This is a genomic window from Nitratidesulfovibrio sp. (assembly GCF_040373385.1).
Taxonomy (GTDB): Bacteria; Desulfobacterota; Desulfovibrionia; order Desulfovibrionales; family Desulfovibrionaceae; genus Cupidesulfovibrio.
This window is the reverse complement of the sequence record NZ_JBDXXH010000003.1, coordinates 544,805-565,051: the sequence shown is the minus strand read 5'-3', so window position 1 is coordinate 565,051 and position 20,247 is coordinate 544,805. Positions and strand designations below refer to the sequence as shown.

The following is a 20,247-nucleotide window of genomic DNA, read 5'->3' as shown; positions in this document are numbered from 1 at the left end:
CGTCCCGTGGACCGTCCCGTGGACCGTCCCGTGGACCGTCCCGTGGACCGTCCCGTGGACCGTCCCGCGGACCGTCCTGCCGACAGTCCTGCCGACAGTCCCGCCGAGCTTCCCGCCGACAGCCCGGCAGAGGGAACGGCAAAGCAAATGGCGGGTGGACAGGCGGACGGACAGACAGACGGGGCACCTGACACTCCCCTCGAACACACCGACCAGTTCCCCACCTTCACGGCGGGTGACGACTACGCCGCCCTGGCCGAGTGGGCCCGGCGTCGCATTGCCTCCGGCCCTCCGTGGGCGGACCTGGTACTGGTGGATGGCGGGCGGGGCCAGCTTTCCGCCGTGCACCGGGCAGTCCGCGAGGCAGGCGGCGAAGGGCTGTTCGCGCTGGCTTCCATCGCCAAGGCCCGCACCGAGGATGGCCGGGCCGACCGCCGCGCGGGCAACGTGGCCGACCGCATCTTCCTGCCGGGCCGGGCCAACCCGCTGCCCCTGCGCGACGGTGCGCCGGAGTTGCTGTTTCTCCAGCACGTGCGCGACGCGGTGCACGACTTCGCCATCGGGCGGCACCGCCGCGCCCGCGCCGGGGCGGCCCTGACCGGCGAATTGCAGCGCGTGGAAGGGGTGGGTCCCAAGACCGCGCGCCTGCTGTGGGACCGCTTCGACACGCTGGCAGCCATGCGCGCCGCCAGCGAGAAGGAACTGGCGGAGGTGCCGGGCATCGGCCCCCGCCGGGCACGTCAGATACACCAGCGACTGAAGGAGATGGACACCTCCCGCCGCCGCTGACCGGGCTGCCTCCCCCTGCTGACGGGCACGGCTGATCGGGCACGGCTGACCGGGTACCCTTCGGGGCAGTGCCGGCCGGGCTGTTTCCCCGTGTGTCCCGCAGGTTCCGTGCTCCGGCCCATTGCCTTGCAGCGCAACTTTGCGCAGTATGGGGCCACCATGGAGACTCCGGCGGATTCCCCGCCGTACCCTTATGGACGCGGGAAGCACATGACACGCCTGCTGCACGACCATGCCGGAACCGGCCTTTGCGCGGTGGCCCCCTCGGGCCGCGTGCTCGGCGTGAGCGGGCTGTTCCTGCGCGCGCTGGGACTTGCGGCGGCCCCACCAGACGCCATGCTGCACGACCTGCTGCCCCTGTCCGGCGCCTGCCCCCCCTGCGCGGGGTGGCACTGGCTGCTGGACCTTCCCCCCGATGTGCCCTATCCGCCCGCTCCGCCCATTCCGCCCGCTCCGCCAGCTCTGCCAGCTCTGCATGACACGGCAGGCAACGGGCGCACGCCTGCCGGGATACCACGGCCCGCCAGCGTGCGGGGCGGCGTACTGATACGCACCCTGCTCCCCGCCGAGGCCCGCGCCATCCCCGGTTGCCCGGAACTGCGCGAGCCGTGCGATCTGCATGACGACACCGGCGCCAGGCCGACATCCCCTGGCCGCACCGGCGTGCTGCTGCAACTGCATGCCCCAGACCTGCCGGATTTGCCGGACACGCCGGACATGCCAGACATGCCTGACATGCCGGACACCCCAGACATGCCGGACATGCCGAGCGCGGCGAACGGGGCAAGCCTGCCTGGGCATCCCGCTCAGGCCTGCCCGGCTCACCCTGACGCCCCCCTCGCCCCTGCCGCTGCCCCCGCCGTGCCGGACGCCCATCTGCGCCAGGCGCTGGACGCGTTGTCCGTTGGGCTGGCGCACGATTTCGGCAACGTGGTGGCCTCCGTTCTCGGCTTTGCGGAAATCGCCATCTCGCGGCTGCACGCCGCACCCACCACCCCGCACGCCGCCGACCCCATGGTGCTCCGCAGCCTGGACAACATCGTGCGGGGCTGCCAGCGCGCCCGCGAGGTCATCGCCTTTGCCCAGTCCATTGCCGGTCGGGTGGACCTGAACGCCGAACCGGCCGACCTGCACGCCCTGGTCACCGCATGGTGTGCCGAACTGGCGGGTGAACTGCCCGCCGACGCCCGGTGGGCGGTATCCTGCGGCCTGCCCCCGGAGCGGCACCCCCCGCCCTCCCCGATCGGCACCGGCCAGCCCGGCACTCCCGGCCAGCCTCCCCCCCCCGACCGGCTGCCACCAGTGCGCGTGGATGCGGCCCGCCTGCGCGAAGCCTTTGCCGAGATATGGCGCAACGCCGCCTGGGCAGTGCAGGGCACGGCTCCGGACGCTGCGGGGGACGGCGCGGGCACTGCCTCGCCGGACGCCCCGGCCGCAACGGGCCATCCCGTTTGCCCGGCCCACACGGCCTCTGATGACGACAGCGCCACCGGACGCATTGTGGTGGAAACCGCCCTGGTCCCGGCCTCGCCCCGCCTTCCCGGACGTTGGGTGCGGGTGCGCGTGCGCGACACTGGCCGGGGCATGGATGCGGACACCCTGTGCCGCATGCGCGACCCCTATTTTTCCACCAAGGCCCGGCACGAGGGCAAGGGGCGCGGCCTGGCCCGCGCGGCTGGCATCGTCCGGGCCCACGGCGGGCGGCTGGACATCGCGGCGGGGCCGGGCCTTGGCTGCATGGTGGACATCCTGCTGCCCCTGGCCGATGGTGCCTGACCCTTACGGAGCCTGACGCATGGCCAATGTGCTGATCATCGACGACGACGAGTTGTTCTGCGAAATGCTGCGCTCGGCCATGGAGATGGAGGGACACGCCTCGTCCGCCGCCCATTCGCTGGCGGCAGGCGCGCGCCTGCTGGAACGCGACGTGTTCGACGCCGTCTTCCTGGACGTGCGCCTGCCCGACGGCAACGGACTGGACATGCTGCCCCGGCTGCGCCACATGACCAGCCCGCCCGAGATCATCATCGTCACTGCGGCGGGCGACCCGGACGGCGCGGAACTGGCCATCACCGACGGGGCGTGGGACTATGTGGAAAAGCCCGCCTCGCTGGAACAGATGCGCTTCTCGCTCGAACGCGCCCTGCGCCACCGCAACCGGCAGGCCCGCCAGCAGCGCCGCCCGCTGGACACGGGGGGCATCGTGGGCGACAGCCAGCGTCTGGCCGCCTGCCTGGAACGACTGGCCGAGGCAGCCATGGGTGACGCCGCCGTGCTCGTCACCGGAGAAACGGGCACCGGCAAGGAACTGTTCGCGCGGGCCTTGCACCGCAACAGCCGCCGCGCCTCCGGCCCGTTCATCACCCTGGACTGCGCGGCCCTTTCGCGCTCGCTGCTGCACAGCGAACTGTTCGGCTACCAGCGCGGGGCGTTCACCGGCGCCATGGAATCGCGCGCCGGGCTCATCCGCCAGGCGCACGGCGGCACCCTGTTCCTGGACGAGGTGGGGGAGTTGCCGTTGGCCCAGCAAAAGGCCTTTCTGCGCGTGCTTCAGGAGCGCCGGTTCCGCCCCATCGGCAGCAAGGAGGAAGTGGAAAGCGACTTCCGCCTGGTGGCCGCCACCAACCGCAACCTGCCGGACATGGCCGAGCGCGGCACCTTCCGCAAGGATCTGCTGTTCCGCCTGCAAGCCGTGGAACTGCAACTGCCCCCCCTGCGCGAACGCAAGGAGGACATCCGCGAACTGACCACCACCCACGCCGCGCGCATCTGCCGCCGCGACGGCATCGGCGCCAAGGGCTTCGAGCCGGAGGTGTTCGAGGCCCTGGCCGCGCACGACTGGCCCGGCAACGTGCGCGAACTGGTCAACGTGGTGGAGGGCGCATTGCTGCTGGCCCGCGAGGAACCGTTGGTGCATCTGGAGCACCTGCCCGTGCCGCTGCGCGCCCGCATGGCGCGCCACCGGCTGGCGCCCGGTACCGGGGCCAGTGTGTCCGGAGGGGGGGGAACGACCGGCCCGACTGGCGAGGCGGGGCAGGCCGGTCCGCTGGCAGGCAGGCCCTGCATGGCACCATCAACGGCACCGGATGGCGGCCTGCTGCCCGGCATCTGCGCAGGCACCGCCGCTCCCCCCGGCTCTCCCTGTCCCGGCGAAGCTGCCCCGGCGCTCCAACCCACGCGCGGCACGCCTCTGGCCTGGAAGGACTACCGCAACGCCGCCCTCGGCAACGTGGAGAAAGGCTACCTGCACCAACTGCTGCTGGACAGCGGCGGCAACATCACCAAGGCCGCCCGCATGGCCGGGCTGTCGCGCCAGCGGCTGTACGCACTGCTGCGCAAGCACGGGGCAATGCGCCAATGGGTGGGCGACGATACGTCAAGAAAAGCATGACACTGTAATCTTTTTCAAGACAAAGTAATATTTAAGGTTACACGGCGTCTCGAAGCCCAGCCGTGTTCACAACGCAACCATCATTTTTTATTGATTAATCACCAAAATAACACCGTGGTACGACTTTTGATAAGGCGTGAGTGTGTAGCTCCAGATCACCAACCAGGAGACCGCTCATGCTTTCGGAACTGACCAAGATCGTCCATGGCATCGTGCTGGACAGCCCCACTCCGGCCAAGGCGCTGGCCAAGGAAATCGGCAAGCCCTACTCCACCCTGCTGCGCGAGATCAATCCGTACGATACCGGGGCCAAGCTGGGCGTTGAAACGCTGCTTGAAATCATGAAGCACACCGGCAACATCAGGCCGCTGGAATACATGGCGCGGCAACTGGGCTACCGCCTGGAGCCGGATGCGGGCGGCGCGGAAATCCACCGCACCCTGCTGCCCCTGCGCATGTCCGCCGAGCGCTAGTCCGGCCCCCACGGGGATGCAGCCCGACCGCACCCCGTTCAGGCCCCGTTCGGGTACTGACCGGGTACTGACCAGGTCCTGACCAAGTTCTGACCGGACACGGGCACCGGATGGCGTGCGGACATGGGGTAACGGGACGAAGCGGGCCGACGGCAGACAGGCCACCCCGCGCGGCCTCACGGCGCGCGATCACCCTGCGGGGCTTCCCGCAGTCTCACTGGAGGTCAAGGTGCGGATTCTGGTCGTGGACGACGATGCCGTGACGCTGTGCTTTCTCGAAGCCCTGCTGTGCAGTTGGGGGCACGAGGTGGCCACGGCGGACAACGGTCGCACGTGCATGACCTGCCAGCGCACGACCCCCGCCGACGTGGTGATCACCGACATCATCATGCCCGAACAGGATGGTCTGGCCACCATCGCGCAATTGCGGCGCGAGTTTCCGGGGGTGAAGGTCATCGCCATGTCCGGCGGCACCCCGGTCATGGACATGGAATCGGCCATCCGCACCGCCCACCTCATGGGCGCGGACGCCGTGCTGCCCAAACCGCTGGATACCGACATACTGCGCGGGGCACTCAGCGCCGTATCGACACCGCGCGTGCTGGCCGCCACCGCCAGCCACCCGGATGCCCACACCCTGGCCATGCCCCTGCCCAAGCTCTGCTGAACCGGATCACTTTTCTCCGTGTCGCGCCGCCTGTCTCTCCGCAACCGGGAGACCGGCGGCGCGGTGCGTTGGGGCGGCCACCCGCCCTTGCCGCAAACGCGAAACCGCCGCGTCCGGAAGAACGCGGCGATGCGAAATGCGGGCTGATGCCCCCTGCGTCACAACCGCCATGCGGCGACGCGGCTGCCCCTACACCGGCCCCAGGATGACGCCCCCCGCCAGCACATGCCCTTCGGCATCATACACCGCCGCCACCTGCCCCCGCGCGGGCGGGGTTTGCGGCTCGCGGAAGCGCACGGCCATGCCGGTGTCGCCCACGGTCACCCGGGCGGGCTGGGGTGCCTGACGGTAGCGGGTGCGCACGCTGATCTCGGCGGGCCAGTCGGCCGGGTCCACCAGCAGGTTCACGTCCTCGGTCAGGCAGCCGCGCGCGGCCAGGTGCTCGCGCGCGCCCACCAGCAGCACGTTGTTCTCCATGTCCTTGGCCACCACGTACAGCGGTTCTTCCCAGGCGATGCCAAGGCCGCGCCGCTGGCCTTCGGTATACTGCCACAGCCCCTTGTGGCTGCCGATCTTGCGACCCCGCATGGTCACGATGGGGCCGGGACCAGGCAGGCGCACCTGCCGGTCGCGCAGGAAGGCGCGATAGTCGTCGCCGGGCACGAAGCAGATTTCCTGGCTTTCCGACGGCAGCGGCGGCACGATGTTGCGTTTCACCAACTCGGCCTTCACCTGTTCCTTGCGCCAGTTGCCCAGCGGAAACACGGCCTGCTCCAGCCGGGTGCGCTCCACCAGTGACAGGAAGTAACTCTGGTCCTTGGCCGGGTCTGTCCCGCGTTGCAGGGTCATGCCCCATTGCGGGTGACGCAGCTGGCGCACGTAATGGCCGGTGGCCAGGCGCGCCGCCCCAAGGGTATGCGCGGCGTCCAGCAGCAGGCCGAACTTCATGGTGGCGTTGCACCGGGCGCAAGGGTTGGGAGTGCGGCCCACCACATATTCCTCGATGAACGGGGCCACCACCGCCTCTTCGAAGGCATCGGCCAGGTCCACGGCGTGAAAGTCCACGCCAAGGCGGGCGCACAGGGCGCCGATGGCCTCCGCGGGGTCCGGCTTGCCGACTTGCGGGGGCATGAAGCGCGCATGCAGACCGAACACGTCCTGCCCCTGCTCCAGCAGGAGCAGGAGCGCGAACAGGCTGTCGGTGCCTCCGCTGAGTGCGACGGCGATCCTCATGCCGGGTGCGCTGCCATGGTAGGGGGTGCGGTCATCCGGACGCGCTTACGCGCCTACCCCGGCTGCGGCGGCAGAAACGGCGGGTGCCACCCCCGGCACGCCCAGCGCACCGGACAGCACGTTGGCCGCCGCCAGCAGATCGCCTTCGCCAAAGGCCCGGCCCAGCATCTGCAAGCCCACGGGCATGCCGGAACGGCTGCCCATGCCCACGGGAATGCACAGGCCCGGCAGACCCGCCAGGTTCAGCGACAGGGTGAACACATCCATCATGTACATCTTCAGCGGGTCGCTGGTCAGCTCCCCAAGGCCCCACGCCGTCACTGGCGATGCCGGGCCGCACAGCACGTCGCACTGCGCAAGGGCCTTCTCGTAGTCCTCGCGGATCAGGCGGCGTACCTGCGCGGCCTTGCGGTAGTAGGCGTCGTAGTAGCCGGACGACAGCACGTAGGTGCCCAGCATGATGCGCCGCTGCACCTCGTCGCCGAACCCTTCCGCACGTGAGCGCACGTACAGGTCGGCGAGGTCGCGGGGGCTTTCCGCCCGGCGCCCGTAGCGCACCCCGTCGAAACGGGCCAGATTGGAACTCGCCTCTGCCGGGGCGATGATGTAGTACGCCGCGATGCTGTACGGGGTGTGCGGCAGTTCCACGTCCACGATGGTGGCGCCGAGGCTTTTGGCCGTATCCAGCGCGGCCTCGCAGGCGGCGGACACCTCGGGGTCGATCCCCTCGCCCCGGAATTCGCGCGGCACGCCGATGCGCACCCCGGACATGTCCCTGCGGGCGGCCAGCGCCCCCATGTAGTCGTCCACGGGCAGGGCGGCGCTGGTGGCGTCGCGCGGGTCGTGCCCGGCGATGACCGACAGCAGCAGGGCCGCGTCCTCCACGGTGCGGGTCAGCGGGCCGATCTGGTCCAGCGACGAACCGTAGGCCACCAGACCGAAGCGCGAGACGCGCCCGTAGGTCGGCTTCAGCCCCACGCAACCGCACAGGGATGCGGGCTGGCGGATGGAACCGCCGGTGTCGGTACCCAGGGACCCGAAGCACTGCCCGGCGGCCACGCTGGCGGCGGAACCGCCGCTGGAGCCGCCCGGCACGCGCGCCACGTTCCACGGGTTGCGGGTGGGACCGAAGGCGGAATTTTCGGTGGACGACCCCATGGCGAACTCGTCCATGTTGGTCTTGCCGAGGATCACCGCACCCGCCTCGCGCAGCCGGGCCACGGCAAAGGCGTCGTAATGCGGGGTGAAGTCGCCCAGGATGCGCGAGCCGCAGGTGGTGCGGGTGCCCGCCGTGGTCAGGGCGTCCTTGACCGTCAGCGGCACGCCCCACAGGGGCTTTGCCGGGTCCGGCCCGGCCCCGTCCAGCGCGCGGGCTTCGTCCAGCGCGGCCTGCGCCCGGTTGGTCAGCAACGCGGCAATGGCGGGCTCGGTGGCCGTGATGCGGTCAAGACACGCGGCGGTGACCTGCTCCGCCGTCAGTTCGCGTCGGGCCAGCCTGTCGCGCACTTCGGCCAGCGACAGGGAAACGATTGCGGTGGACGTATCGGACATCTCACTATCCTTGGCTGTGCATGCCGCCGCCTGCGCGGGGGCTTGTCTGTGAACTTTCAGAAAAATATTTGCGAGAGAGAGGGGTAAGGAATCGGGGCGCCGCCCCGTACCCCGCCGGGGGAACATGTTCCCCCGGTCCCCCTGCATTGCCTGCCACCGGGCCGGACAGGCATCGGCAACCGCATCACACGCTTTTGCGCGTCAGGCAGGCACCCCTTCTTCCTGCCTTTCCCCCGCCGCGCCTCCGCGCGTCAGGTGCGGGAAGTCCGTGCTGTGGCAAGGAAGGCGATCTTTCCGGGGCGCAGGAATACTCTTTCCGTATTTCAAGCCCCGGAAAGGAAGCCTGACGCCGCCACGGCGCGGAATCCCCGCACCGACTAAACGATCCGGGGGACAATGAAGAATTCGGAATCGGCCTCCGGCGCGTTCCGCAGCACATCCTCGCGCGTGCAGCGCGGGGCGACCTCGTCGGGCCGCAGGGCCGTGGCATGCTGCACGGGACTGTACAGCGGTTCGACGCCAGTGGTGTCGAGGCCGTTCAGCATCTCCATGTAGCCCAGGATGTCGCCGAACTGCCGGGCAAAGGTTGCAAGCTGCGCCTCGTCCGGGGCCAGCCGGGCCAGCCGCGCGATGGCGGCCACCTGATCGGTGCTGATGGTGGTCATGATCGATCCTGTATGGCGTACGGATTATTGCGGGGTTGCGGTGGCCGCGGCCTTGGCGCGGGCCTCGTGGCGCTCGCGGGTGCGTTCCAGCTTCTGGCGGAACTCGGTGGGTTCCACGGGCTTGAAGCCATCGGACGTGGGCGAGAACAGGAACAGGTCCTGCGCGGCATGACCGTCTGCGCTCCAGTGCAGGGCGCCCATGGCCCATTGCATGCGCTGGGCGTCGGCCAGGCGGCGGTTGACCTCTGCCGGGGTCCAGCCTTTTTCCGGCAGGCTCAGGGTGGTGGCAAAGCGCACGAAATCGTAGCCAAGCCCCACCCAGAAATCGGGGGCGTCGGGGTTGCCCGCCTCGCGCAGGGTACGCGCCAGCGCATCGCCCGCCGGCGAGGCCTGCGCTCCGTTCCACGCACCGGGAAACACGGCGAGGCCGAAGTTGCGCACGTCCACGCTCTTCTGCCCTGCCAGCCCCTGCTCCCACAGGGTGGTACCCAGCAGCACCTGCCGGTCCTCGCCGTGAAAGAACAGGTTGGGCACCAGCATTTCGGTGTTCTTCCAGCTATCGGGCAGGAAGGTGGCTTCAAAGGTGGCGCCCGGCACCGGGTAGCTGTTGACGGTGTGCACCTTCACGAAGCTGCCCGCGATACGGTTCCATTCCTGATGTTTGCTCGCGGGGTAGGACATGGTGGAGGCCACGTTGCCGCCGCGCGCCCGGGCCCGCTCGGCGAAGAGCGAGGCCATCTTGCCGCCGAAGGCATCGTCGGGGTGCAGCACGCCGTAGCTGGTCACGCCCAGACTGTCCTGGGTGAAGCCCAGCAACGCGTTGACCTGGTCGTCGGGGCTGGTGAAGAAGCGCCACGCCACGCGGCCTTCTTCGCCGCCGTCAAGCTGCGGCAGAAAGGTGAAGAAGGCGCGCTGGCCGGTCAGGCCGCGTTCCTTGGCGGCGCCGAAGCTGTTGGTGCGCAGCGGCCCACCCACCACCACGCACTGGGGCGGCAGGGCGGCCAGCTTGTCCAGCCAGTCGGGCGATTCGGTGTTCAGCACCACCACCTCGACTTCCACGCCGGTGCGCGAAAGTTCCCACTGGGCGGCGCCCGCCCCGCGCGAGATCTTCCACCCGATGTTGCCGAAGGCGCCGGTCATGGGCAGGGCCAGGGCCACGGTGCGCGAGGCGCGCATGCCGCTCTGCTCCAGCGGGGTCAGCACGGTGCCGAGCAGATTGGGGTCGTTGAAGTTGCCGCTGCGCTGCAAGCGGGTAAGGGTTTCCAGCGCGCGCAGCGAACCGGCGTTGGCGGCGGCCATGCGCCGGGCCGACTCCAGTTCGATGATGTTGTAGGGGTAGCGCCCCTCGTTTTCCGGGGTAACGGTGGCGGCAAGCTGCTCCACCGTGGCGTTGTCGGAACGCTTCAGTTCGTCGAACAGACGGTTTTCCAACGCGGCGCGGAAGGACTGGCTGCCAGCGCCGCCCCCGGACTGCGTGCCCGCCTGCGCCCACAGACTGGACAGGGTCTGGAGCGAACCGGAAATGTCGCCCCCCTCCCACTGCCGGGTGGCCACGATAAGCCCGGCCTGCGCACGCAGGCCCCATGGGCGCGCGGTATCCGCAAACACGGCGCTGGCGCGCTGGCGGCTTTCGGTCTTGGAAATGCGGGACATGGCGCGGTACCAGGTGTCCTGCCAGTCCTGCCCGGCATCGGCGGCCGGGTCCAGCCTGCGCCACGCATCCAGGCCGTCCAGGGCCAGGTTGGGGTGGGCGTTGGCCTCGGCGGCCATGCTGTAGCCGCGCCACGCGCCCAGGCGTTCCTCTGGCGTGATGTCGGTACGCGCGGTCATCATGCCGAAGATGCGTTCCGCCGTGGCCGCGTCACCGCGTTTCAGCGCCTCGGTGCCTTCGTCCAGCACCGAGCGCCGCACCGGCTGCACCTGCGGGGTAACGGGTTCCTGCGGGATGATGATGGACCGCTTGCCGCCGCACCCGGCGGCGGAAAGCACCATGAGCGCGAGCAGGGCAAGGACCGTGGCGCGCGAAAGAACGTGCTGCATCGTGGGTACCGTGGTGTGGACCATCACGAGATGGACCGTTGCGTTCCGAATGAGCCCGCACGGGCTCCGCGCGGCCCGGCCTGCGCCCGACGTGCGCCCGGCATGCGCCTGACGTGCGCCCTACGCGCCGCTGACGTGCGCCCTACGCGCCGCTGACGTGCGGCAAGAGGTTCGCCACGCGAAAAACGCGCCGAAGGCTGCAACCGGCGCAAGGGCGAAACCTGGGCCGCGAAACGGGGGGACTGCACCGGCAGGCCCGGCGGCGAATCGTATCAGGCTATACATTGTGGCCCCGGAATGCAAGCAGGGCGCGCCCTGCGTCCCGACCGACACCCCAAGGGGGCATGGCCGGGCACGGACGCGCCCCGGAGCATTCCATCCTTGCCCCATGCAGGGCAGGAAGCGGCAGCCTACTTCTTCACTTCGGTGTAGTCGGCGTCCACCACGTCGTCGTCGCCCTTGGCCGAGCCGCCTGCCTGACCGGCATCACCCGCGTCCGGCCCGGCGCCGGGCTGGCCCTGCTGGCTCTGCTGGTACAGCTGTTCGGCCAGCTTGTGCGAAGCGCGCGACAGTTCTTCGGACGCGGCCTTGATGGCATCCAGGTCGCTGCCGTCCATGACCTTTTTCAGGGCTTCGATCTTGCCCTCGATGTCGGTCTTGGTGGCGGCGTCCAACTTGTCGCCAAGGTCGGCAATGGACTTTTCGGTGCCGTAGATCAGGCCATCGGCCTGGTTGCGGGCCTCGATGAGTTCCTGCTTCTTCTTGTCCTCATCGGCGTGCGACTCCGCTTCCTTGATCAGGCGCTGGATTTCGCTTTCCGACAGGCCGGAAGAGGCAGTGATGCGGATGGACTGTTCCTTGCCGGTGCCGAGATCCTTGGCCGACACGTTGACGATGCCGTTGGCGTCGATGTCGAAGGTGACCTCTACCTGCGGGGTGCCGCGCATGGCCGGGGGAATGCCGGACAGCTCGAAGCGGCCCAGGGTCATGTTGTCACCGGCCATGGGGCGTTCACCCTGCAACACGTGGATGGACACCGAGGGCTGGTTGTCCGCCGCCGTGGTGAAGGTCTGGCTCTTGCGGGTGGGAATGGTGGTGTTGCGGTCGATGAGCCGGGTGAACACGCCGCCCAGGGTCTCGATGCCCAGCGAAAGCGGGGTCACGTCCAGCAGCAGCACGTCCTTCACGTCGCCCGCCAGGATGCCGCCCTGGATGGCGGCGCCCATGGCCACCACTTCGTCGGGGTTCACCGAGCGGTTGGGTTCCTTGCCGAAGAACTCGCCCACCTTCTTCTGCACCAGGGGCATGCGGGTCATGCCGCCCACCAGCACCACTTCGTCGATCTGCGCGGCGGAAAGACCGGCGTCGGCCAGGGCCTTGCGACACGGCTCGATGGTGCGGTCCACCAGGTCTTCCACCAGCTTTTCGAGCTTGGCGCGCGAAAGCTTCATCATCAGGTGCTTGGGACCGTTCTGGTCGGCGGTGATGAAGGGCAGGTTGATTTCCGTTTCCATGGAGGTGGAAAGGTCCTTCTTGGCCTTTTCCGCCGCTTCCTTCAGGCGCTGCAACGCCATGCGGTCCTTGGAGAGGTCGACGCCGTTCTCGCGGCGGAACTCTTCCACAAGGTAGTTGATGATCCGCTGGTCGAAGTCTTCGCCGCCAAGGAAGGTATCGCCGTTGGTGGCGCGCACTTCCACGACGTTGTCGCCCACTTCAAGGATGGAAATGTCGAACGTGCCGCCGCCAAGGTCGAACACCGCGATCTTCTCGTTGGCCTTCTTGTCGAAGCCATAGGCCAGCGAGGCGGCGGTGGGTTCGTTGATGATGCGCTTGACCTCAAGGCCCGCGATGCGGCCCGCGTCCTTGGTGGCCTGGCGCTGGGCGTCGTTGAAGTAGGCGGGCACGGTGATGACCGCGTCGGTCACGGTTTCGCCAAGGTACGCTTCCGCGTCGGCCTTCAGCTTGCCGAGGATCATGGCCGAAACTTCGGCGGCGGAGTACTGGCGGCCCTGCACTTCAACGGCGGCATCGCCGTTGGCGCCCGCCACGATGCGGTAGGGGCTGTGGGTCTTCCAGTTGTTCACTTCGGGGGCGTCGCCCTTGCGGCCCATCAGGCGCTTTACGGCGAACACCGTGCGCTCGGGGTTGGTGACGGCCTGGCGCTTGGCGATGTCGCCGACAAGGCGCTCCTTGTCGGTGAAGGCCACGATGGAGGGCGTGGTGCGCCCGCCTTCGGGGTTGGTGATGCACTTGGGATCCTTGCCCTCCATCACGTAGACGCAGGAGTTGGTGGTCCCGAGGTCGATGCCGATGATCTTGCCCATTGTCTTCCTCCTCAAAGGGTACGCGAGCATGTCGCGAAGTGATCTTGCGCTGGCCGCCGTTCCGGTGCGAGCCGTTCCGGCGTTGGCTGGTGTGAATAGTAAGGCGGGGTTGCCCGTCGTAAAGAGGGGGAGGCCAATTTTTCGTGCAAGGATGTGCACCGGCATGCTCCGGCGCGGGGTTGCGGGGCGGAAAAAGCGCAAGAACCGCGCAGGCGGAAGGCCCGGGTACGCGAATGCGCCGGGTATGCCGGGTATGCCGGGTATGCCAAATGAGCCAGATGAGCCAGATGAGCCAGTTGAGCCAGACGAGCCAGACGAGCCAGACGAGCCAGACGTGCCAGACGTGCCAGACGGGCCGAATGCGGACTACCCCCCGTCGCCGGACAGGGTGGCCCGCAGCAGGCGGGCCAGTTGGGCCAGCACCGCTGGCGGTGGCGTTGCGCCCCCCGGCACGGAAGATGATCCGGACAGCAGCACCAGTTCGACATCAGGCAGGGGCGGAAGGGGGGGAAGGGACGGAAGAAGGGGCGGGGAAGGACACGGGGCCAGCGAGGGATGGTCGGAAAGGGCAGAAGCCACCGCCGATGCGGGCAACGGGGCCACGCCCGCACCCCCCAGCACCGCCGCCGTCAACGCTGGCAGCGTGGCGGACACCACGGCCACCCGCCACGGGCGGCCTGCCGAGGCCAGCGCGGCCACGGCCAGGTCGCGGTAGGCGCACCCTTCCGGAAACAGCACCAGCGGCAGCACGCCATCACTGTCCGCCGCCACGCCGCCGGGCGGAGTCAGCCAGCCCAGGGGTTCGCGCCGCAGCACCAGCCCCCCGGCTCCCGCCGCCTGCTGCACCAGCGCGGCATCCAGCGCGCCGCTGGCCACCGCCTCGCGCAGGTCGCGCGAAAGGCCGCCCCGCAATTCCAGGCGGATTTCGGAATGCGCGGCGCCAAGGCGGCGGAACAGTTCCGGCAGGTCGCCGACAATGACGTCGTCCGGAAACCCCAGCCGCACCGTACCGCCCTGCGGAGTGGACGCCCCACGCCCGGCCCACGGCGCAAGCCCGCGCAGGGCGGCATCGTTCAGGCGCAGTATCTCGCGGGCGGGTTCCAGCAACTGGGCTCCCGCCTCGGTAAGCCCGGCCATGCGCCCCTGCGCGCGTTCCACCAGCCGCACCCCGCAGCGCGCCTCCAGCCTGCGCAACCGCCCGCTGACGGCGGGCTGGCTGAGAAACAGCCGCTCGCCCGCCCGGCTGAAGCCCCCAGCGTCGACCAAGGCCACGAATACCCGCAGCAATTCCATGTCGAGATCGGTTGCCATGTGCGCTCCTGTTCCGGTGCGGCAGATCGACCGCCAGCCGGACCGGCGGACAGACGGTTGCACGGCCAGAAGCCCTGGTGGCGCGCACACGCGGCCCGCGCGGTACGGGGCATCACGCCCGCCCCCTTTTGCCATGCAGCGCCCCCTGCCCCTTTTACGGGCAGTGCGCCGCCAGTGCTTGTGCCGTGCGCCGCCTCCGCCCGTCAATGCCCGTCAATGCCCGTCAATGCCGGAATGACGTGCCTGGTCAGGACACATCTGGTCAGGACAGACCGGGCAACATCACGGACGGAAATACCCCACGAAGAAACGGCGATTTCCCCGGCGCACATCCGGCATGCTAACGGGACAGGATTCCACCTTCACCCCGGAGCCCGCATGCCCGCCCTGCGCCTGCCGTCCCCCCTGGTCCTGCTGTTCTGCTGCGTCTGGAGTTCCGCGTTCATCGCGGGCAAGGCCGCCCTTGCCCATTGCCCGCCCCTGCTGCTGCTTGCCTTGCGCTTTCTGGCGGCGGCACCGGTACTCTACGCCATGGCCGCCGCCACCGGCCAGCGGATACGCCCCGACCGCGCCCAGGCCGCCTGGCTGGCCGCGCTGGGGCTGTGCAACAATGCCCTGTACCTTGGCTGCGCCTTCACCGCCCTGCCCTTGGTCAAAGCCGGCCTCGTCGTGGCCGTCCTGTCGTTCTCGCCGCTGCTCACCACCCTGCTGGCCGCGCCGCTGCTGGGCGAACGGGTGCACCCCGCAACCCTGCCCGCCATGCTCGCCTGCATGGCCGGGATATGGCTGGCCACCCTGCCCCCCGGTCTGCCCGGTCTGCCCAGACTGCCCGGACTACCCGGACTGCCCGGACTGCCCGGACTGCCCGGTCTGGCCGGACTGGCCGGACTGGCCGGAGGCGCGGCCACCCTGCTGCCAGGCCTCGGCACGCTGCTCTCACTGGCCGCTGCACTGGCCCTGGCCCTGGGCACCGTGCTGTTCAAGCGCGCTTCGGCGCGCCTTGGCGGGCTTGGCCTGTTCTCGGTGGTGGGTCACCAGTCGCTGGCCGGGGGTATGCTGCTGTTGCCCGTGGCCCTGGCGACGGAAGACCCGGCGGCCCTATCCGGCACGCCGGAATTCCTGGGTGCCTTCGCCTACCTTGTCCTGGCGGTGTCCGTGGGTGCCACGGCGCTGTGGTTTCGCATCGTGCGCACCAGCAGCGCGGCTACCGCCGCATCCAGCCACTTTCTGAATCCGGTGTTCGCCACGCTGCTTGGCTGGATGGTGCTGGGCGAAACGGTACAGCCGCGCGAATGGATGGGCATGGCCCTGGTACTGGCAGGCATGGCCCTTGGCGAATCCCGCCGCACACCGGGCCAATCCGCATGACGCGCGCTGACGCGGTCGCACCCTCTGGCCCGTAAACACCGACGGCCCCGACACAATGCCGGGGCCGAAGGGGGATCCTTGCCATCGCTGTCGCAGCTGGAGGAAGGGTAATTCTTGAGGTCAGGTCAGTACACGGTCGGTTACGCCAAGCGTGCCGTGCGGAGGGCCAGCGGCCTGCTCCGCTGCAACCGTCTCCACCTTAGGCGAGGCCCATCTCGTTCCGCAGCCACTCCTTGATTTCCGGGGTGGGTTCGTAGATGCCGCGCAGGTCGCCGAACTCGGCCAGGAAGAGATTGGCCAGCCGCTCGGGCAGGGGCGCGCTGTAGATGTCTTCCGCCGCCTCGGAATTGCGGCGCACCAGCCGCACTACCGGTCGTGGCCCCCAGGTATCCACCACGAAGTAGGTGGAGTAGTCGTCCTTGGAGCGCACCGGAGGGTATTCCGCGTGCCAGTTGTTGTTGCCCCACTCAAGGTACATGGTAACGGCGTGCTCGGGGCTGAGATTCCAGTCGATATCCATGTGGCCGAGCGTCTTCAGGTCTTGCATGGGTCACTCCTGCCGTAAGGTTGCGCGCACCGGGCAGCCTGCATGCCGCCCATCGCTAGAAACGTCTTTCTGGCGACGTACGCGTCGCCCGGGGCCTGAAATTTCTCGCTGGCGATCAGCATCGCCCATGGCTCGAAACATCGTGCGGTCGGCTTCCTCGGTGCTGCGGGCATCCGGTCACCTGAGCGGGCCGGGCTGCCACTCCCGGCCCGCAGGTGAACCGTCGCCAATGTGAAGGAGAGAGCGTGGCTGAGGAAGCACCACTCGACTACACAGTAACAATTACCATTAGCGAGTCAACATCTTTTTGCGAAAATATACGACTCGCGGCGCTCCGCCCTGCGTGCCGGGTGCCACTCGCCCCCCGTGGCGCAGGGATTGGCGCAACACCACGGCATCAGTGCCAGTTATCGCCAACTTGACGATTGGAGGCCGGTGTGTCTTTATGGTGACGTTGGGAAAGCCCCGGGTTTGCCCGGCACTTTCCACGCGTACGGACATGGTTCCGCCCGTTGCCGCCCGCCCTGCTGCCAGCCGGAGCGCGGGCCTGGCGGCGGGCCCTTCTCGCAACACCGCGACCTGGGAGGATACATGAAACCGGAAGAATTCGCCCACAAGTTCATGCAAGCCGCCACCGCCATGGGCTGCACCCTGAGCCCGTCGGGCAACGTTGTCTGCCCCGGCGGCAAGAACATCTCGGCCGGAAAGGCCGCCGCCGTGTACAAGCGCCATGGCGACGCTGTCGAAAAGGTGCCTTCGGCGGAATTCCCCAACGAGCCGAACAGCCTGAAGCTGTTCCGCTCCATTGCCGCCAAGGCCCTGGGCTAGTCCCGGCGGCAAGCCTGCCGCTCCGCACCATTCCCCACCGACAGGCCACGAACAGCAGCGGCGTCCGAAACCCGGCGCCGCATCTGCCTGCATGCCGGGCCGGAGATTCCGGCCCGGCTTTTGTTCGAAACGCGCCCCGCTGCCCCGCGCCGTGGGCACACCGATGCAGACGCCCGTTGCGGATGCGGCTGAGGCAGATGCCCTGCCCGTGCAAAGCCCCGCCAGCGGTCAGCACAACCGACATGAAACGCGCGCCGTCCCACAATGCAAACGGCCCGGAGGTTTCCCTCCGGGCCGTCGCTTGTCGTCGTTGACCGGGCTTGCGGTGCGCTAGGCGACGCCGCGAACCCTCATGCGCGCCAGGGCGCGTTGCAGGGCGGCCTGGGCCCGTGCGCTATCAAGCTTTTCCTTGGCCTGGGCCAGGCGCTGCTCGGCACGTTCCTTGGCCTTGCGGGCGCGTTCGAGGTCGATGTCCTCTGCGCGTTCCGCCGATTCGGCCAGCACGGTCACCTTGTTGTCCGAAACCTCGGCAAAACCGCCGGATACGAAGATCCAGTGCGTCTTGCCGCCAGCCTTGTAATACAGGCTGCCGATGTTCAACGCGGAGAGGAAGGGAATGTGGTTCGGCAGGATGCCGAATTCGCCCTCGTAACCGGGGGCGCCCACATAGTCGACCTTCTCGCTGAGCACGAGCCTGTCAGGCGTGACGATTTCGAGATGGAGCGACTTTTCCATGGGTCACTCCTTATTGCTGCTCCTGGCGCTTCTTGTACTTTTCGAGGGCCGTCTCGATGCCGCCCACCATGTAGAAGTCGCCTTCCGCCAGGTGGTCGTAGTCACCGTTCAGGATGCCCCGGAACGCCTTGATGGTGTCTTCCAGCTTCACGTACACGCCGGGCGTGCCGGTGAAGGTTTCGGCCACGTGGAACGGCTGCGACAGGAAGCGCTGGATGCGCCGCGCGCGCGCGACGGTCAGCTTGTCTTCGTCCGACAGTTCATCCATGCCGAGAATGGCGATGATGTCCTGCAAGTCCTTGTACTTCTGCAGAACCTGCTGCACCGCGCGGGCCACCGAGTAGTGTTCGGCGCCGACCACGTTGGGGTCGAGGATGCGCGACGTGGAGTCGAGCGGGTCCACCGCGGGGTAGATGCCGAGTTCCGCGATCTGACGCGAAAGCACCAGCGTACCGTCAAGGTGCGAGAAGGTGGTGGCAGGCGCGGGGTCGGTAAGGTCATCCGCGGGCACGTACACGGCCTGGACCGAGGTGATCGAGCCCTTGACCGTGGAGGTGATGCGTTCCTGCAGGCCACCAAGGTCGGTACCCAGGGTGGGCTGGTAACCCACCGCCGAGGGCATGCGGCCGAGCAGCGCCGACACTTCCGAACCCGCCTGGGTGAAGCGGAAGATGTTGTCGATGAACAGCAGCACGTCCTGGTTCTCGATGTCGCGGAAGTATTCCGCGCAGGCGAGGGCGGTCAGGGCCACGCGGGCACGGGCTCCTGGCGGTTCGTTCATCTGGCCGTAGATGAGCGCGGCCTTCTCCAGAACGCCCGCGTCCTTCATTTCGTGGTACAGGTCGTTCCCTTCACGGGTACGCTCGCCAACACCCGCGAACACGGAGATGCCGCCGTGCTGCTTGGCGATGTTGTTGATCATTTCCATGAGGATAACGGTCTTGCCCACGCCCGCGCCGCCGAACAGGCCCATCTTGCCGCCCTTGGGGAACGGGATGAGCAGGTCGACGACCTTGATGCCGGTTTCGAGCAGTTCGACCGTGGTGTTCTGGTCGGTGAACTCGGGGGCCGCACGGTGGATGGGCAGGTATTTGTCGGTATCGATGGGGCCCATTTCGTCAACGGGACGGCCCACGACGTTCATGATGCGACCAAGCGACGCCTTGCCGACAGGCACCATGATGGGCTTGCCGGTGTCCACCGCTTCCATGCCGCGCACGAGACCTTCGGTCGCGTCCATGGCGATGGTGCGGACGACGTTGTCGCCGAGGTGCTGGGCAACTTCGCAGACCAGCTGGGGCGCGTCGCTGTTGTTGGGGTTCTTGATGTCCAACGCGCTCAAGATGTTCGGCAGGTTGCCGCCCGGGAACTCGACGTCCACGACGGCGCCGATGACCTGAACGATCTTGCCAATGTTAGCACTCATGTGTGTACGCTCCCTTATTAGCCTTTCAGCGCCTCGGCGCCACCGACGATGTCCATGAGGTCGCGCGTGATCGAAGCCTGCCGCGTCTTGTTGAAGAGCAGCGTCAGGGAACCGATCATGTCGTCGCAGCTGCGCGTGGCGTTATCCATGGCGGCCATGCGCGCCGCGTGCTCGCTGGCGGAGGTGTCGAGCAGGCCACGATACAGCTGCACCTTGATGAAGCGGGGCAGCAGTTCGGCCAGCAGGCCCTCCACGGCGGGTTCGTAGATGTACTCCTTGTTGGTGGCGGCAACCGGGGTGGCCTCCTCCAGCTTGGGAGCAATGGGCAGGATGGGCAGGGCAACGGGCACCTGCTTGGCCATGCTCACGAACTCGCCGTAGACCATGATCACTTCGTCCAGTTCACGCGTCAGGTAGGCATTGATGACATCGAGCCCGATCCGGTTGGCGAGCTGGAAGTCGAAACTGCCCATCTGGTCGGCAAGCGCCATGGCGACCTCGTGGTCGGTCTTGCGGGCCGCGTCGCGGCCTTTCTTGCCCACGCAGTAGAACTTGACCTTCTTGCCTTCCGCGGCCTTCTGGACGGCCAGCTTCAGGGCGGTGGAGATGAGGTTGGAGTTGAAGCTGCCGCACAGCCCGCGGTCCGAGGTGGCGAGGACGATCCCACACGTCTTGATTTCCTCGCGCACTTCCAGAAGCGGGTGGGCGGTGCTGTCCGCCTTGCTCGCCAGGTCTCCCAGCATGTCATAGAACTTGGCCGCGTAGGGGCGGAAGCGTTCTATGCGCTGCTGGGCACCGCGCAGCTTCGCCGAGGCCACCATGTTCATGGCCTTGGTGATCTGCTTGGTCTTCTTGACCCCGGCGATCTTGACCTTGACGTCTTTCAAAGAAGGCATCGG

General features: G+C 68.2%; 17 protein-coding genes. 7 read left to right on the top strand and 10 right to left on the bottom strand.

The window, feature by feature from the left end; all coding sequences use genetic code 11:
• The 5 genes from ABWO17_RS08215 to ABWO17_RS08195 all read left to right on the top strand — a co-directional run.
• The coding region (locus ABWO17_RS08215) for a helix-hairpin-helix domain-containing protein (RefSeq protein ID WP_353117419.1) at positions 1-789 on the top strand (789 nt) is incomplete at its 5' end.
• A 210-nt stretch (positions 790-999) separates the two neighbouring features.
• Positions 1,000-2,565 (top strand): sensor histidine kinase, encoded by a 1,566-nt coding sequence (locus ABWO17_RS08210; protein ID WP_353117417.1) that lies wholly within the window; start codon positions 1,000-1,002, stop codon positions 2,563-2,565.
• 19 nt (positions 2,566-2,584) lie between these two features.
• Entirely contained in the window at positions 2,585-4,180 is a 1,596-nt protein-coding gene (locus tag ABWO17_RS08205; protein WP_353117415.1) for a sigma-54-dependent transcriptional regulator, read from the top strand.
• Positions 4,181-4,356: 176 nt separating this feature from the next.
• Positions 4,357-4,653: a phage regulatory CII family protein gene (locus ABWO17_RS08200; protein ID WP_353117413.1), complete on the top strand. Its 297-nt coding sequence runs from the start codon at positions 4,357-4,359 to the stop codon at positions 4,651-4,653.
• 229 nt (positions 4,654-4,882) lie between these two features.
• Complete coding sequence (locus tag ABWO17_RS08195) at positions 4,883-5,320, top strand: response regulator (RefSeq protein WP_353117411.1); 438 nt, start codon at positions 4,883-4,885, stop codon at positions 5,318-5,320.
• Between the two features lie 189 nt (positions 5,321-5,509).
• Here the strand turns inward: ABWO17_RS08195 and mnmA are convergent, their stop codons facing one another.
• The 6 genes from mnmA to ABWO17_RS08165 all read right to left on the bottom strand — a co-directional run bounded on the left by mnmA (position 5,510) and on the right by ABWO17_RS08165 (position 14,444).
• Positions 5,510-6,553 carry a tRNA 2-thiouridine(34) synthase MnmA gene (gene mnmA, locus ABWO17_RS08190; protein ID WP_353117409.1) on the bottom strand — a complete coding sequence of 348 codons (1,044 nt, stop codon included), beginning with the start codon at positions 6,551-6,553 and terminating at the stop codon, positions 5,510-5,512.
• A gap of 45 nt (positions 6,554-6,598) precedes the next feature.
• Complete coding sequence (gene gatA / locus ABWO17_RS08185; protein WP_353117407.1) at positions 6,599-8,104, bottom strand: Asp-tRNA(Asn)/Glu-tRNA(Gln) amidotransferase subunit GatA; 1,506 nt, start codon at positions 8,102-8,104, stop codon at positions 6,599-6,601.
• 377 nt (positions 8,105-8,481) lie between these two features.
• Positions 8,482-8,769 (bottom strand): Asp-tRNA(Asn)/Glu-tRNA(Gln) amidotransferase subunit GatC, encoded by a 288-nt coding sequence (gatC, locus tag ABWO17_RS08180; protein ID WP_353117405.1) that lies wholly within the window; start codon positions 8,767-8,769, stop codon positions 8,482-8,484.
• A gap of 24 nt (positions 8,770-8,793) precedes the next feature.
• Complete coding sequence (locus ABWO17_RS08175) at positions 8,794-10,809, bottom strand: type 1 periplasmic-binding domain-containing protein (protein WP_353117403.1); 2,016 nt, start codon at positions 10,807-10,809, stop codon at positions 8,794-8,796.
• Between the two features lie 410 nt (positions 10,810-11,219).
• Entirely contained in the window at positions 11,220-13,133 is a 1,914-nt protein-coding gene (gene dnaK, locus ABWO17_RS08170; protein WP_353117401.1) for a molecular chaperone DnaK, read from the bottom strand.
• 366 nt (positions 13,134-13,499) lie between these two features.
• Entirely contained in the window at positions 13,500-14,444 is a 945-nt protein-coding gene (locus ABWO17_RS08165; RefSeq protein WP_353117399.1) for a LysR family transcriptional regulator, read from the bottom strand.
• A 378-nt stretch (positions 14,445-14,822) separates the two neighbouring features.
• Here ABWO17_RS08165 and ABWO17_RS08160 point away from each other — a divergent pair, with 378 nt between their 5' ends.
• Complete coding sequence (locus ABWO17_RS08160) at positions 14,823-15,812, top strand: DMT family transporter (RefSeq protein WP_353117397.1); 990 nt, start codon at positions 14,823-14,825, stop codon at positions 15,810-15,812.
• A gap of 199 nt (positions 15,813-16,011) precedes the next feature.
• Here the strand turns inward: ABWO17_RS08160 and ABWO17_RS08155 are convergent, their stop codons facing one another.
• The gene (locus ABWO17_RS08155) at positions 16,012-16,359 is read right to left on the bottom strand and encodes a DVU0772 family protein (RefSeq protein ID WP_190244760.1); all 348 of its coding nucleotides are present in this window, start codon (positions 16,357-16,359) and stop codon (positions 16,012-16,014) included.
• Positions 16,360-16,950: 591 nt separating this feature from the next.
• On the opposite strand from ABWO17_RS08155, the gene ABWO17_RS08150 reads away from it, so the two are divergent.
• Entirely contained in the window at positions 16,951-17,187 is a 237-nt protein-coding gene (locus tag ABWO17_RS08150) for a hypothetical protein (RefSeq protein WP_353117394.1), read from the top strand.
• Positions 17,188-17,517: 330 nt separating this feature from the next.
• Here the strand turns inward: ABWO17_RS08150 and ABWO17_RS08145 are convergent, their stop codons facing one another.
• Genes ABWO17_RS08145 through ABWO17_RS08135 form a run of 3 tightly spaced genes read right to left on the bottom strand, consistent with a single transcriptional unit; the run spans position 17,518 to position 20,244 of the window.
• The gene (locus ABWO17_RS08145) at positions 17,518-17,922 is read right to left on the bottom strand and encodes a F0F1 ATP synthase subunit epsilon (RefSeq protein ID WP_353117392.1); all 405 of its coding nucleotides are present in this window, start codon (positions 17,920-17,922) and stop codon (positions 17,518-17,520) included.
• 10 nt (positions 17,923-17,932) lie between these two features.
• Complete coding sequence (atpD, locus tag ABWO17_RS08140; protein WP_353117390.1) at positions 17,933-19,348, bottom strand: F0F1 ATP synthase subunit beta; 1,416 nt, start codon at positions 19,346-19,348, stop codon at positions 17,933-17,935.
• Positions 19,349-19,365: 17 nt separating this feature from the next.
• The gene (locus ABWO17_RS08135) at positions 19,366-20,244 is read right to left on the bottom strand and encodes a F0F1 ATP synthase subunit gamma (protein WP_353117388.1); all 879 of its coding nucleotides are present in this window, start codon (positions 20,242-20,244) and stop codon (positions 19,366-19,368) included.
• Between the last annotated feature and the right edge of the window lie 3 nt (positions 20,245-20,247).

Coding starts and splice junctions, on each gene's coding strand:
- ABWO17_RS08210 (WP_353117417.1), top strand. CDS start 1,000: ATGACACGCCTGCTGCACGACCATGCCGGAACCGGCCTTTGCGCGGTG.
- ABWO17_RS08205 (WP_353117415.1), top strand. CDS start 2,585: ATGGCCAATGTGCTGATCATCGACGACGACGAGTTGTTCTGCGAAATG.
- ABWO17_RS08200 (WP_353117413.1), top strand. CDS start 4,357: ATGCTTTCGGAACTGACCAAGATCGTCCATGGCATCGTGCTGGACAGC.
- mnmA (WP_353117409.1), bottom strand. CDS start 6,553: ATGAGGATCGCCGTCGCACTCAGCGGAGGCACCGACAGCCTGTTCGCG.
- gatA (WP_353117407.1), bottom strand. CDS start 8,104: ATGTCCGATACGTCCACCGCAATCGTTTCCCTGTCGCTGGCCGAAGTG.
- gatC (WP_353117405.1), bottom strand. CDS start 8,769: ATGACCACCATCAGCACCGATCAGGTGGCCGCCATCGCGCGGCTGGCC.
- ABWO17_RS08175 (WP_353117403.1), bottom strand. CDS start 10,809: ATGCAGCACGTTCTTTCGCGCGCCACGGTCCTTGCCCTGCTCGCGCTC.
- dnaK (WP_353117401.1), bottom strand. CDS start 13,133: ATGGGCAAGATCATCGGCATCGACCTCGGGACCACCAACTCCTGCGTC.
- ABWO17_RS08165 (WP_353117399.1), bottom strand. CDS start 14,444: ATGGCAACCGATCTCGACATGGAATTGCTGCGGGTATTCGTGGCCTTG.
- ABWO17_RS08160 (WP_353117397.1), top strand. CDS start 14,823: ATGCCCGCCCTGCGCCTGCCGTCCCCCCTGGTCCTGCTGTTCTGCTGC.
- ABWO17_RS08155 (WP_190244760.1), bottom strand. CDS start 16,359: ATGCAAGACCTGAAGACGCTCGGCCACATGGATATCGACTGGAATCTC.
- ABWO17_RS08150 (WP_353117394.1), top strand. CDS start 16,951: ATGAAACCGGAAGAATTCGCCCACAAGTTCATGCAAGCCGCCACCGCC.
- ABWO17_RS08145 (WP_353117392.1), bottom strand. CDS start 17,922: ATGGAAAAGTCGCTCCATCTCGAAATCGTCACGCCTGACAGGCTCGTG.
- atpD (WP_353117390.1), bottom strand. CDS start 19,348: ATGAGTGCTAACATTGGCAAGATCGTTCAGGTCATCGGCGCCGTCGTG.
- ABWO17_RS08135 (WP_353117388.1), bottom strand. CDS start 20,244: ATGCCTTCTTTGAAAGACGTCAAGGTCAAGATCGCCGGGGTCAAGAAG.